The organism is Paenibacillus silagei (genome assembly GCF_017874735.1).
Classification (GTDB): Bacteria; Bacillota; Bacilli; order Paenibacillales; family Paenibacillaceae; genus Paenibacillus_AQ; species Paenibacillus_AQ silagei.
In genome coordinates, this window is record NZ_JAGGLV010000001.1 from 44245 (window position 1) to 57801 (window position 13557).

Annotated in this window: 10 protein-coding genes and 2 riboswitches; of the genes, 4 read left to right on the top strand and 6 right to left on the bottom strand. The window is 53.7% G+C overall.

Features of this window, described 5'->3' with window-relative positions; genetic code table 11:
* Positions 1–121 precede the first annotated feature (121 nt).
* The 3 genes from J2Z70_RS00180 to J2Z70_RS00190 all read right to left on the bottom strand — a co-directional run bounded on the left by J2Z70_RS00180 (position 122) and on the right by J2Z70_RS00190 (position 3595).
* A complete protein-coding gene (locus tag J2Z70_RS00180; protein WP_209868324.1) occupies positions 122–2086 on the bottom strand; it encodes a stalk domain-containing protein in 1965 nt (654 codons plus the stop codon).
* Positions 2067–3248: a S1C family serine protease gene (locus tag J2Z70_RS00185; protein ID WP_245367886.1), complete on the bottom strand. Its 1182-nt coding sequence runs from the start codon at positions 3246–3248 to the stop codon at positions 2067–2069. Before J2Z70_RS00185 ends, J2Z70_RS00180 begins: the two co-directional genes overlap by 20 nt.
* A 137-nt stretch (positions 3249–3385) precedes the next feature.
* Complete coding sequence (locus J2Z70_RS00190) at positions 3386–3595, bottom strand: hypothetical protein (RefSeq protein ID WP_036721132.1); 210 nt, start codon at positions 3593–3595, stop codon at positions 3386–3388.
* Between the two features lie 396 nt (positions 3596–3991).
* Between J2Z70_RS00190 and J2Z70_RS00195 the strand changes: the two genes are divergently transcribed.
* Complete coding sequence (locus tag J2Z70_RS00195) at positions 3992–4231, top strand: DUF3977 family protein (protein ID WP_209868325.1); 240 nt, start codon at positions 3992–3994, stop codon at positions 4229–4231.
* A 451-nt stretch (positions 4232–4682) separates the two neighbouring features.
* Here J2Z70_RS00195 and uvrA read toward each other — a convergent pair whose 3' ends face one another.
* Together uvrA and uvrB are read right to left on the bottom strand one after the other, a co-directional pair.
* Positions 4683–7559 carry an excinuclease ABC subunit UvrA gene (uvrA, locus tag J2Z70_RS00200; protein ID WP_209868327.1) on the bottom strand — a complete coding sequence of 959 codons (2877 nt, stop codon included), beginning with the start codon at positions 7557–7559 and terminating at the stop codon, positions 4683–4685.
* 485 nt (positions 7560–8044) lie between these two features.
* On the bottom strand, positions 8045–10036 hold the full coding sequence (gene uvrB / locus J2Z70_RS00205; protein ID WP_036721141.1) for an excinuclease ABC subunit UvrB: 1992 nt from the start codon (positions 10034–10036) through the stop codon (positions 8045–8047).
* 181 nt (positions 10037–10217) lie between these two features.
* On the opposite strand from uvrB, the gene J2Z70_RS00210 reads away from it, so the two are divergent.
* The 3 genes from J2Z70_RS00210 (at position 10218) to J2Z70_RS00220 (ending at position 12619) form a co-directional block, all read left to right on the top strand.
* The gene (locus J2Z70_RS00210; RefSeq protein WP_209868329.1) at positions 10218–11009 is read left to right on the top strand and encodes a flagellar motor protein; all 792 of its coding nucleotides are present in this window, start codon (positions 10218–10220) and stop codon (positions 11007–11009) included.
* Positions 11006–11902, top strand: a complete 897-nt coding sequence (locus tag J2Z70_RS00215; RefSeq protein WP_209868330.1) for an OmpA/MotB family protein — start codon at positions 11006–11008, stop codon at positions 11900–11902. The genes J2Z70_RS00210 and J2Z70_RS00215 overlap by 4 nt, the downstream gene beginning before the upstream one ends.
* Positions 11903–11986: 84 nt before the next feature.
* Positions 11987–12619, top strand: coding sequence for a hypothetical protein (locus tag J2Z70_RS00220; protein ID WP_209868332.1), 633 nt, complete (start codon positions 11987–11989; stop codon positions 12617–12619).
* 100 nt (positions 12620–12719) lie between these two features.
* On the opposite strand, the gene gcvH is transcribed toward J2Z70_RS00220, so the two are convergent.
* Positions 12720–13112 carry a glycine cleavage system protein GcvH gene (gene gcvH, locus J2Z70_RS00225; protein WP_036721148.1) on the bottom strand — a complete coding sequence of 131 codons (393 nt, stop codon included), beginning with the start codon at positions 13110–13112 and terminating at the stop codon, positions 12720–12722.
* Positions 13113–13296: 184 nt separating this feature from the next.
* Positions 13297–13394: riboswitch (glycine riboswitch) on the top strand.
* Positions 13395–13397: 3 nt separating this feature from the next.
* Positions 13398–13498, top strand: a riboswitch (glycine riboswitch).
* Positions 13499–13557 lie beyond the last annotated feature (59 nt).

Below are 13557 nucleotides of genomic sequence, written 5' to 3' on the forward strand. Positions count from 1 at the left end.
TATCACAGTTCCGCGCCATCTAAATGGCAAGAATTATATGAATACTTCCATCGTTAGCACCATACAAAAAAAGAATGCCTCCTGCCAAAAACGGCAATTCAGGCATTCTTCGTACCTTCTTCTACTCCCCCACCCACCCAAACGACCCCAGCACCCGCTCCAGCACTGCCAGTTGGCTCGCCGTAGCATTGGCGGCGTTCAGCGTGACAGTGAGCGTATAGACCACCTCATTGCGGCTGAACACAATGATCTTCGTGCTCGCCGGGATGCTGTTCTTAGTCTGCTCTACTGTGAGTATGGTGGCTGGCATACCGGCAAAGGTGGTTTCTGTGACGCTTTTTACCTGCGGGCCCTTGGGATCTTGCTTGGTGTTCTGGTAATAGCTCTGCAACTGGCTGACGGCATATTCCGGCGTGACCTCGGGGCTGGCGTAGAGCTGGAACCGGCCGCCTGTGAAGCGGTATTCCACGCTCTGGCTCTCAAACAGATCCTGAACCGGGCTCCACAGCCGCGGAATATCGAGCTTGTAGCCGTAGGTTTTGGAGATCTTAGTGACCGACTTCTGACTGAGCTGGGTATAATCCTCGGACGCCAGGCGTCCGAAGTTACTTTTCGTCTGGGCAAAATCAATATCGATCGAGTTCAGTACCTCTGTAAAGCGCGCCTGGTCACCACTCTGCCCCGGCCCGGAAGCCGCAACATATTCAAAATAATAACGGTACCCGTTCTTCAGCAGCAAAATCTGATATTCCGTACTCCACCCGCTGCCCGGGTTAAGCCCGATCTCGTTAATCAGCACCGGTTCACCGGAGACCTTGCCCGCTACGCTGTCCTTCAGGGTGTAGGCCTCAGCCACATAGGTGTCACGGAGCTGTGACTGCATTTCCTGGTTCCAGCTTGCCAGCGTAGAGTCCGCAGGGGCGGAGCTTACTTTTACACGCAGATAACTCCCCTGTTTGCCCGCATAGTAAAGCTGCTGGTCATCCGCACTCCAGTCGGCAGGGACCTTAAGCGCAATCCCGTAGTCATCGTTGTAGCCTTCGCGCAGCCCGTTGCGGATCGTGGAGAGATCGCGAATGCTCCGGTCGGATGCGTCAAAAGAGGGCTGAAAAGAATTCAGCAACGCCGCATATTTGCCCAGATCCTTATAATTGGCTGCATTGTCATCTGTCAGATAGATCTCATATAGCCTGCCTCCGGCATAATATTGCCTGCCCTCCCAGAGCGCGCCGCTCGAATCCTTGCTCACGGTCCGGGCGTAAGGAACCTTGGCCTTAGACACAGCCTCCCGGTCCAGCACAATCTCCCCTCCCTCCTCCGAGGAGCGGACCAGATTCTCCAGCAGCCCTTCGGCATCAAGCGGAACGGCAAGCGGCGAAGCGTGCACCTCCAGATAGTACCCATTCTCTGCACTCGTAAAAGTCGCTACGCTCTCATTCCCTCCGCTGTCGCCTACCACAAGCCCTGGAGGATAGTTCATGCTCCACTCCAGATAACTGTTGCCGATCCGGGTTTTGCCTGCGTCACTGTCAATCCCGCTCTGTGCTTCAACGCCTACTGCTGCTACCGGAGGAGTTAGCGTAACTAGTACCCCTCCGCCCTCCGCCGGATTTATCCGTGCACCAAGCACTCCAGCTACGAATCTCAGCGGCACCATCAGCACACCGGATACCATACGCGGCGGCGCGGCGAGCTTGATTTTGACACCATCCTTCCAGGCAGTCATGCTGCCTATCGTCATCGCACCGGTATGCGGCCCGTACATAACCTTCACCACATCATCGCCTTGCAGGGAGACTGTGCTGCCGAAGGCTTTTTTGAAAATACCCAGCGGGACCAGCAGCGTTCCATTCTCAGCAAAAGGCTTCGGAATCGTGACCGGCTTCCCGTTAACCGTTGCAGAAGTACTGCCGGCTTTAAGACTAAGCTGTAGCATAGCCCCCTCCGCCGCCTGGACTTTTCCCACAGGGAATAGGCTGAGCAGCAATAATAGCACTACAACGACAGTTACTCCGCGCCGTAGTTGTCCCGCCCTGCTGCCTGGCCCGGCTGTACCTGCCGCCTCCTCACTCTGTCGTCTGATCATCGGCATCCCCCTCCGTCTTAGCGGCACTCACCAGAGGGTCGCCTTGTCCAAGAACAAGGCTCCTGGCTACGATATCGCCGTCACTCTGCATCAGCAGCTTGACCACTGCCCCCGGCTTGTACTGTCTGAATAACTCATTAACATCGACAAGTGAAGTTACCCGATGTCCGTCTATGGCATACAGTGCATCTCCCGTAGTGATTCCTGCCTTGCGCGCTTCTGCCGTAAGCACCTTCGTCACCGTCAAGGGCTCCTGCCCCGGCAGTCCGACAATTACGGGCCAGCTCTCCTCAAGCTCAATTCCTAGGCTCGGACGCCGGACCTCTCCATATTGGAGCAGCTGATTCATGATGTACTTCACCGTATCTGCGGGAATCGAGAAGCCCATATTTTCCACACCCACAGCTGCGAACTTCATACTGTTAACCCCGAGTACCTCCCCCTTCATATTGACCAGCGGTCCTCCGCTGTTGCCGGGATTGATGGCCGTATCGCTCTGGATCAGCCGGTACGCCGCATCTACCGAACGGTTAAGACCGCTGATCACGCCTACAGTAGCCGAATTTCTCAGGGAAAAAGAGATCGGTGTCCCGATCGCTATAACCTTTTCGCCTACCTGAAGATTGGCGGCACTGCCTGCGAAGGTTGCGGGCTTTAGGGCTTTGGCTTTGATTTTGACCAGTGCAAGATCACTGAATTCATCCGAGTATGTATCTGTGATGTTATAGCTCGTCCCGTCTGAGGTGACCACTACCGCCTTCTCCAGCCCGGCCATCACATGGGCATTGGTAATGATCCATCCGTCTGCTCTGACGATAATCCCGGAGCCGTGGGTCAGATTGTAACGGTCATCCGGTCCGCCGGTTTCTCCGCCCGCTTTGCCGATAATGCCGACTACAGACGGCGAGACTCTGCTTATGATTTGCGGAACCGGGTCTACTGCTACGGGCTGGCTCCATTGCCCCTTGCTCTCCTTGTGCACCGTACCTGCTTGTCCGGCCTTCATTACGTTGACAGCCGTGCCTCTCTCAGCCTCTAATGTCCCTATCCCGCTGTAGACCGCCCCATGAACAACACCGGCTGGACTTATGAATCCCGACAACACCAACAGCATAGTGCCCAGCAGTACTACCCTACTTCGGGCAGTCCAGTTCCTCCCCATTCCCATGGCTCTCCCCTTCTTTCCTGCGCGCGAAGCATATAGATTCTTATCTTCAAAAAAAGACGCCTTTAGGATCGCCGCTGGCGGTAAAGGTGTCTTTAAGATGAGTCTGCCTCTGAGGTTATGTGTGCCTTACTCTAGCTGAACCAGTTCATAATCATTGCATAATCGGATACCACAAAAACCAGCAGGCTTACCACTGCAAAACCGATGGCAAATTTGTTCTTCTGCGGAGCTCTAAGCAGCCGGACCACACCGATAAGTATCAGGATCGTGAATACAATCATAAACGCATCGAAGGTATGAAATTTAGACGGTTCTTGCGCGGCAGCTTCTGCAAGCAGCATGGCAATCCCTCCCTGAGAGTGTTGTCAAGCAAGTTTCTCTAATCCATATCACCTTCTATGTTATCGTTACCATTTCCGTCACGCAATAGAAATATTTCAAAAACGGTGTATTTGTCACAAAAAATATTCCTCGTGGCTAAATCGCGCCTCGGATTGGCGATATTTATCATTGACCACCGTTGTTTTTTTAATTTTCAAGGAGCCAATCCACCTCAATCCAGCCTACAGCTGCTGCTATCCATTCAACGTAAAAGCTTCTCATTGAATCTTACGGCGGACAGGCTCTAGATATGCCTATATCACTTGTCGGCTGTCTGTTTAATTTTCTTATATTATAGTGTTACAATCAATCCTGAATTCAGAATACAGGTTAGTAGAAAGAACGGTGACATCCGCTTGAAATACATCGAATTCGGAATCGGAAACACGTGGCTGGTGCGAACAGAGATTGAACAGCCGGATGGCACTAAGGTCGAAGTACAGGGAATCGTCCGGCCAGTTATCTTCCGTTCCTTCTACATCCGGGTCTGGATCGGAAAAACCGTCTGGATCGCAGACTCACGGGAAGGGTTCAAACGGGGATCTAAAACTACCCGCCGTTTTAAGATTATCCTGGGCATCCGTAGTGAGTTGTAGCGGGGAGCAGATCATGTAAAATCCTGACCGGATAACATTACTGTTGTGCGTTTTTTTTGCTTACTTAAAGAATGCATTCTGTTCGTAGCGAACCCTCAGAGATAAGTGTATACTGTGCAACTAAAAACAATGATACGGAAGGCTTTCCAATTCTAATTGTAGTTTGTACAACTACATTTGCCCGAATGGGCGAAAATCCAGGTATAGAGGCATTTTAATTGCACGAAATACAGCTAAACAGAGATTCGGCGCCACATCCGGCGATTTAGTTGTACAGATTGCAATTAAGCCTCCCCTTGCACCTAATCAGCGCGCGCGTCCTGGCTCCCATTATGTATGAAGCGTGTGAAACCTGCCGCAATATTAAAATACCCCGTGCCCCCTTTGTAAGAAGGGGCATGGGGTATTCGGGTTAATGAGGTTATTAGGTTTTATACCGCTCTTCCTACATTTAAACCGTCTCCGAAGGCTGCAGTTCCATAGCCTTCGTGCGTTCCGTATCACGGATCAGGACAGGCTTCAGGTAGCGGCCGGTGTAGGATTCTTCAACGCTAATCAGCTTCTCTGGTGTTCCGGTAGCAAGGACGGTACCGCCGCCGCTGCCGCCTTCCGGCCCCATATCGATGATGTAATCAGCTGTCTTGATGACATCGAGATTATGCTCGATAACCAGAACCGATTCGCCGGAATCGACCAGGCGGTGCAGTACCTCAAGCAGACGCCCGATGTCGTCCACATGCAGACCGGTTGTCGGCTCATCCAGGATATACAGCGTCTTACCGGTGCTGCGGCGGTACAGCTCGGAAGCCAGCTTCACACGCTGGGCCTCACCGCCGGACAGGGTGGTTCCCGGTTGGCCGATGTTGATATAGCCCAGGCCTACATCCAGCAAGGTCTGCATTTTGCGGTGAATCTTCGGAATATTCTTGAAGAACTCCGTTGCATCCTCCACCGTCATCTCCAGCACATCCGAGATATTATTGCCTTTATATTTCACTTCCAGCGTTTCGCGGTTATAGCGTTTGCCTTTGCAGACCTCACAAGGAACGTATACATCCGGCAGGAAGTGCATCTCAATCTTGATAATGCCGTCTCCACGGCACGCCTCACAGCGGCCGCCCTTCACATTGAAGCTGAAGCGCCCCTTCTGGAAGCCACGCACCTTGGCCTCGTTCGTCTTGGAGAACAGATCACGGATATCATCGAACACACCTGTATACGTAGCCGGATTAGAGCGCGGTGTACGCCCGATCGGGGACTGGTCAATTTCGATGACCTTGTCCAGATTCTCCAGGCCGCGGATTTCTTTGTGCAAGCCGGGACGGACCTTGACCGCCTTGTTCAACTGGCGGGCCAGACTCTTGTAGAGAATCTCGTTAATAAGCGAAGACTTGCCGGAGCCGGACACGCCGGTTACTGCTGTGAAGACACCGAGCGGAATCTTTACATTCACATTCTTCAGGTTATTCTCCTTCGCTCCACGGATCTCGATCCAGCGTTCATTATCGGTTGGCCGCCGCTTGGAAGTCACCGGGATGAATTTACGTCCGCTCAAGTATTCCCCGGTCAGGGAACCCGGGTCCTTCATAATCTCCTCCGGGGTCCCCTGAGCAATGACCTGTCCGCCGTGTTTGCCGGCACCCGGTCCAATGTCGATAATATAGTCAGCCGCCATCATGGTATCCTCATCATGCTCAACGACGATGAGCGTATTACCGAGGTCGCGCATATGGGCAAGCGTGGCAATCAGCCGGTCATTGTCCCGCTGATGCAGGCCGATACTTGGCTCATCCAGAATATAGAGGACACCCATCAGACTGGAGCCGATCTGGGTAGCCAGCCTGATGCGCTGGGCTTCCCCGCCGGATAATGAGCCTGCTGCCCGGCTAAGGGTCAGATAGTTCAGCCCCACATTCACCAGGAAGCCGAGCCGGCTGCTGATTTCCTTGAGGATCAGATTGGCAATCGCTGTTTCTTTCTCACTAAGCTTGAGATCTGCGAAGAAGTCCAGGCAATCTCCAATCGAAAGATCCGTCACATCCGCAACATTCTGCTCATTGATGGTCACCGCCAGAATCTCTTTCTTGAGCCGCTTGCCCTTGCAAGAATGACAAGGCTTGGCGCTCATGAAGCCTTCAATGAACTCACGGATACCTTCGGAGGCTGTATCACGATACCGGCGCTCCAGATTCGGAATAATGCCCTCAAAAGCAACCAGGGCGTCTTTGCGCTGGCCGAAGTCGTTCTCATACCGGAAACGGATCTTCTCGCTGCCTGTTCCGTGCAGCAGCTTGTTCATATGCTCCGGCGACAGGCTGCTTACCGGTACATTCTGCGGAATCTTGAAATGCTCGCACACCGATTTCAGGAACTGCGGATAGTAGTTCGAGGTACTGCCTGTCCAGGCCAGGAAAGCCCCTTCTTCAATGGACTTCTCCATATCCGGAATCAGCAGATCGGGATCGACTACCATATTCATCCCCAGCCCGTCACACTCAGGGCAGGCCCCGAATGGACTGTTGAAGGAGAACATACGCGGCGCCAGCTCTTCTATGCTGAATCCGCAGACCGGACAAGCAAAGCTTGCACTGAACAGCAGCTCTTCCTGGCCCATCACATCAACGAGAATCTGACCACCCGACAGCTTCAGTGCAGTTTCAAGCGAATCGGTAAGCCGGGTTTCAATATCATCCTTAATTACAATCCGGTCAACAACAACCTCAATCGTATGCTTTTTATTCTTCTCCAGTACAATATCTTCCGTCACTTCGCGCAGCTCACCATCCACACGTACACGGACGAAGCCTTGCTTCGAGATATCTGTGAACAGGCCCTTATGCTCACCCTTACGGCCGGAAATGACCGGGGCCAGAATCTGCAGACGGGTCTTCTCCGGGTATTGCATGATCCGGTCCACCATCTGTTCAACGGTCTGCGAAGTGATCTCTATGCCATGATCCGGACAATGCGGATGGCCGATCCGGGCAAAGAGCAGCCGCAGATAGTCATAGATCTCGGTAACCGTCCCTACCGTGGAACGCGGGTTACGGCTAGTCGTCTTCTGGTCAATCGATATGGCCGGGGAGAGTCCGTCGATGGAATCTACATCCGGCTTCTCCATCTGGCCCAGGAACTGGCGTGCATAGGCAGACAACGACTCGACATACCGGCGTTGACCCTCGGCGTAGATGGTATCGAAGGCCAGGGAGGATTTGCCCGAACCGCTCAGTCCCGTCAGCACGACGAAGCGGTCACGCGGAATCGTTACGTCAATGTTCTTGAGGTTATGGGCCCTCGCGCCCTTGATTACTATACTTTCATGTGCCAACGGTACCTCTCCTTTAAGAGAAAATTAAAATTCGAAACATTACCTTTCGATCCCTCCCAAACCCTCCCTTCCAAGGGAGGGCCCCAAGGGTTGCACCCTCTGGACACCCGCAAACTTGGCGGAAGGAATTAGGCGGGTGGATGGACGACTACTGGGGCATTAGGCCCGCTAACCCCTACGGGGCCGCTATACTTACAGAGCAGGGTACGGCTCGCTTCCGCTTGCCGCAGACGCTGTCCCTTCGGGATTCGCGCTAAGGGCTTAACTGCACACTCTCCTTACGGGATACGTGCTTAGGGCTTGAGTGCACGCTGTCCCTTCGGGATTCGCGCTAAAGCTTAACGGCACGCTGTCCCTCCGGGATACGCGCTAAAGCTTAACTGCGGGCTGTTCCTGCGGAATGCGCTAAGAGCCTTAATCATACTATCTTCAAAAGGAACGGCCTAAATAGCACCGTTCCCTGGATCGTTAACTTCTCGGCCGGGTTACTCTGCCCGCAGCTCAAGCAAGGCATCGCGCAGCTCGGCGGCGCGCTCGAATTGCAGGTTCTTGGCGGCGTCCTTCATTTCGGCCTCCAGACGCTGCATCAGGCTCTGCTTGTCTTTCTTGTTCAGCTTGCCGCCGACACCAGTGAGGTAATCGGCCTTGGACTCGGCCACCTTGGTCGCCTCGATGATATCGCGCACCTTCTTGTTGATGGTCGTCGGGGTAATCCCGTGCTTCTCGTTATGGGCGATTTGAATCTCGCGGCGGCGCTGGGTCTCGCTCATGGCCTTCTCCATGGAGTCCGTAATGCGGTCCCCGTACATAATGACCCGGCCCTCCGAGTTACGGGCGGCACGGCCGATCGTCTGGATCAGCGAACGCTCGGAACGGAGGAAGCCTTCCTTGTCAGCATCCAGAATCGCAACTAGCGACACCTCCGGCAGGTCAAGACCCTCTCTGAGCAGGTTAATACCGACCAACACATGGAAGGTGCCCAGACGGAGATCACGCAGAATCGCCATACGCTCCAGTGTCTTGATATCGGAGTGCATATAACGTACCTTGATCCCAATCTCCTTGAAGTAGTCCGTCAGGTCCTCAGACATCTTCTTCGTAAGGGTGGTAACGAGAACACGCTCATCGCGTTCTACCCGGTCACGGATTTCATTGATCAGATCATCGATCTGCCCTTCGGTAGGGCGCACTTCAATGATCGGATCAAGCAGACCGGTAGGACGGATAATCTGCTGGACCATCGTATCGCAATGCTCCATCTCATAAGGTCCCGGTGTTGCGGACACGTATACAATCTGGCTCACCTTGTCTTCGAATTCCTCGAATTGCAGCGGACGGTTATCCAGCGCAGACGGCAGGCGGAACCCGTGTTCTACAAGGACTGTCTTACGCGCACGGTCACCGTTATACATCGCCCGGATCTGCGGGAGCGTCACATGAGACTCGTCAATCACAATCAGCATGTCATCCGGGAAATAATCCATCAGTGTATAAGGAGTCGCTCCCGGCTCCCGGAAGGTAAGCGGACCGGAATAGTTCTCGATCCCCGAACAGAAGCCAACTTCCTTCATCATCTCGATATCATAACGGGTCCGCTGCTCCAGCCGCTGGGCCTCCAGCAGCTTGCCTGCTTCACGGAGCACAGCCAGCCGCTCCTCCAGCTCACGCTCAATATTAACCAGCGCTACACGCATGGTCTCTTCCTGGGTAACGAAGTGAGACGCCGGAAAAATCGCGATATGATCGCGTTCGCCGATCAGCTCGCCTGTCAGAACATCAATCTCCGTAATCCGTTCGATCTCGTCTCCGAACAGCTCTACCCGGATCGCATGTTCGCCCTGGGATGCCGGGAAGATCTCAACGACATCCCCGCGCACACGGAACGTACCGCGCACGAAATTAATATCATTGCGCTGATACTGGATATCTACGAGCCGGCTCAGAATCTGATTACGCGGCTTCTCCATTCCGACACGCAGCGAGAGCAGCAGGCTTCCGTATTCCTGCGGCGAACCGAGACCATAAATACAGGACACACTCGCCACAATAATAACGTCACGGCGTTCGAACAGCGAGCTTGTTGCCGAGTGGCGGAGCTTGTCGATTTCTTCATTTATGCTGGAGTCTTTCTCAATGTAGGTATCGGAGGAAGGGATGTACGCCTCTGGCTGGTAGTAATCGTAGTAACTGACGAAGTAATCCACGGAATTGCTCGGAAAAAATTCTTTGAACTCACTCGCCAGCTGCGCAGCAAGCGTCTTGTTGTGCGCAATAACCAGCGTGGGGCGGTTCAACTTGGAAATCACTTGTGCGATGGTAAAGGTCTTGCCTGTACCTGTCGCTCCCAGCAGCGTCTGGTGCTTCTTGCCCTGCCGGATGCCGTCCAATAACTCTTCTATGGCATGAGGCTGATCGCCCTGGGGTGTATACTCGGACTCCAGTGCAAAAGTCTTCGTACTGACGACAATATCACTCATTTGCCCGTCTCCCCTCTATCGTCTAGAATATATGAATATATTATAATTTTAACCCTAATCATCCTTCATCCATACCAAGCTGAAAAATATGGAAGATAGGAATGCACGTTCCCGTTTATTATACAGCGTTGCCCAGACTGTTGCAAACCATAATATATAGAAATTTAAGGAGCCTGAATTTATGGATTTCATTACAATACTCGGCCTGCTGGCCGGAATTGCCGCTATGATCGGCGGTTTTCTGTGGGAGGGCGGCAGCCTGTCCGGCCTGCTGCAGCCCAATGCTGCCCTGATCGTATTCGGCGGCACCCTTGCGGCTGTACTCATCAGCTTCCCGGCATCCAAGCTCCGCAGCATTCCGGCGGCGCTCCGCCTGGCTTTTGGCCGACAACGGGATACCAGCCGGGAACAAGCCGAAGAGCTGATTGCTATGGCTGCACTAACGCGGCGCGGCGGTGTTCTCGCCCTGGAGAAACGGGCAGAAGAACATCCCGATCCCTTCACCCGTGAAGGCCTGTTTCTGATTGTCGACGGCAATGACCCGGATCAGGTCCGGCAGATCCTGGAGCTTGGAATGGATGCCAAGGAGCTGAAATATGAAAGCTATGCCAAAATATTCGAAGCCGCCGGCGGCTATGCACCGACCATGGGGATTATCGGCACCGTTATGGGGCTGATCCGGGTTCTGAGCAATTTAACGGACCCTTCCAATCTGGGCGCGTCGATTGCCGTAGCTTTTACCGCAACACTCTATGGCGTAGCCAGCGCTAATCTACTCTTTTTACCCATTGCCTCCAAAATTAAATCCCGCAGCCAAAGTGAGCTGGGCAACATGGAGATGCTGCTCGTCGGCATTCTGTCCCTACAGAACGGGGATCACCCGCATCTGGTCCGTCAAAAGCTGGCCCCCTTCCTGGCAGACGCCCCTAAACGCAGCGCCAGCACCAGCACCAATCCGGGAGAACCGCTATGAGACAAAGAAACCGCCGGCAGCGCCGCGCCGCCGCAGGGAAAGAGAGCCGGGACCGCTGGATGATTACCTATGCGGATCTGATCACGCTTCTGCTTATTTTCTTCGTGATTCTGTATGCCATGAGCAGTCTCGATTCGCAGAAATATGCCATTGTCAGCGGCTCCTTATCGGATACCTTCAAGAGCGGAAGTGCAGTACTGGAGGGCGGAAACGGCGTTCTAGAGGGCAAACAGGGAATCACTGGGACTGGCGTTTCGAAGGGTCATAATGAAGACGGCAGCACCGCTGACACGCCTTCGGCCACAGACTCTGGGGATGCGAACGGACTCAATGGACACGGGGCAGATACACCTGCAGCCGGACAAGAAGGAGATGGGGCTGGACACCAGCCGTCTGCGCGCGAGCTTGCTTTTCGTGAACAGGAGGCGAAGCTGGCTGCGCTTATGGGCGTTATCACCCAATATGTGGAGGAGAATAACCTGGGTGAGCAGATTTTTGTTGCCGATAAGCCGCAGGGCATTGCCATCACGCTCAGTGACCGCTTCCTGTTCGATGCCGGTAAGGCTGAGCTGAAATCGCCTGCACTCCCTGCACTGCGCCAGCTCTCCGGCCTGTTCCGCGGCATCGGCGCCACCATCAGCATCGAAGGCCACACCGACAATGTTCCCGTGACGCCAGGCTCAGTGTACAAAGACAACTGGGAGCTATCGGGCGCCCGGGCGCTGTCCGTCCTGCGCTTTTTTCTGGACAAAGAGGGGCTGAGCCCCGATACCTTCCAGTACGCGGGTTATGCCGATACCAGACCTGCCTACGATAATACAAGCGCCGAGGGAAAACAGCGGAACCGCCGGGTTGAACTGATTGTGCTGCGCCAGCTTCAGGAGGAAGGATAGCACGTAACCGCGAGCGAATCAGCTCAGATACCGGCAGGCGGCAGAAGCATATATCCATTTGCCAATATAAGGAGATAGACCGCTATGCAGGATACAAACGGAGCGGCGCCGGAGGCCGCAGGGTTTTTCAGGTTTTTGCGGCTGGCAGTTTCGCTGATCATGATCATTATTGCCCAGGGGATGCTTACCCTCTTCGTCGGATTTTTTGCCGCCTTCATGCAGTTCTTCTCCTCCCGTTACTTCTGGGGAGACCTCGCCCGCGTCTATCCGCTGGACAAGCTGATTGCAATTGGCGCTGATTACCTTATTGCCGGAGCTCTCTTCGCCCTGGCTTGGTTCGGGGTCTGGTGGATGCTCTACGGCTTGTCCGGGAATGGGCGTATCCGCTGTTTCCCCCTGCTTCTGCTGAGCGCGTATTCGACGTTTCTACTCCTCTTTTTACAAGTCAATCCGGTCTATAACCCGGAAGCCATGATCCCCAGTTCTGCCGGGGAAGCGACATTTATCGTTTGTATGGGGATGTCTGCCGCCGTGCTTTTCCCGTTTTATTCAGCCGGAGTGTATTATTTCGTGCTCAAGCCCGTCACCCGTCCGCGAAAAAGATACCGTTTCCTGCTGCTGTGCTCTGTATTTTCCATTGCGGGTCTGGCTCTTCTGCCCCTGCTGTGGCAGCTGGCTCCGGGCCTTTATCCCGGTCTGCTTGGGTATCCGGAATAATATACAGACGCAAAAAGACAGACCTCTCACATTAGTAACATCTAATGTAATAAAGAGAGGTCTGCCGTATTAACATCCGCTTCCGCAAATAAGCTAACTTTTATTCCCCAACCAGTTCCTTGTACGCAGCCGCATCCAGCAAGCCGGTTACTGCCTCTGCGAACTCTGCGTCCAGCTCCAGCTCAAAAATCCAACCGTCTCCGTAAGGCTGATCGTTGATCAGCTCCGGGCTGGCCTCCAGCGCATCGTTGATCTTGGTCACCTTACCGGATACGGGTGAATATAGCTCCGATACCGTCTTCACGGACTCAATACTGCCCACGCTGTCACCAGCGGAGATTGCCGCGCCGACTTCCGGGAATTCTACAAACACGATATCGCCGAGCAGATGCTGCGCATGATCCGTAATCCCTACACGTACTACGCGTCCCTCGCCCTGCTGCGCCCACTCATGCTCTTCGCTGTACAGCAGGTTGTCAAGCACTTCACTCATGTCCAAGCCGCCTCTTTTCCGTAATTGGAGTTCTAAATTTAGTTATAGCCTAAGTTATCGGCTTGCCTAATGTCAATATAACTGACAGTAAAATTAAATTTGTCAACTTTTTGACGTTTTTTGATTGACAGGGCGGAGGGTTACCCGGTTTAATGGAGTCAGTAGAAAAACATATGGTTTGCGAATGATGGCATAGGGAGAGACTGTCTCACAGGAAGACAGCGCCGAAGGAGTAAGCCCGGGATGGGTGAATCTCTCAGGCAAAAGGACCTTTGCCGGACGCATCTCTGGAGAGCATCCGGATGCCTGCGCCGCAGGCTTCACGGATCACCAACGGGGAAACCTGCGCTGCAATGCAGGGTAACTCTCAGGTACCAAGGACAGAGCGAAAGTCCATTTATGCATACATGCATAATGGCTTTCGCCTGTCCTTTTTCGTATGTAA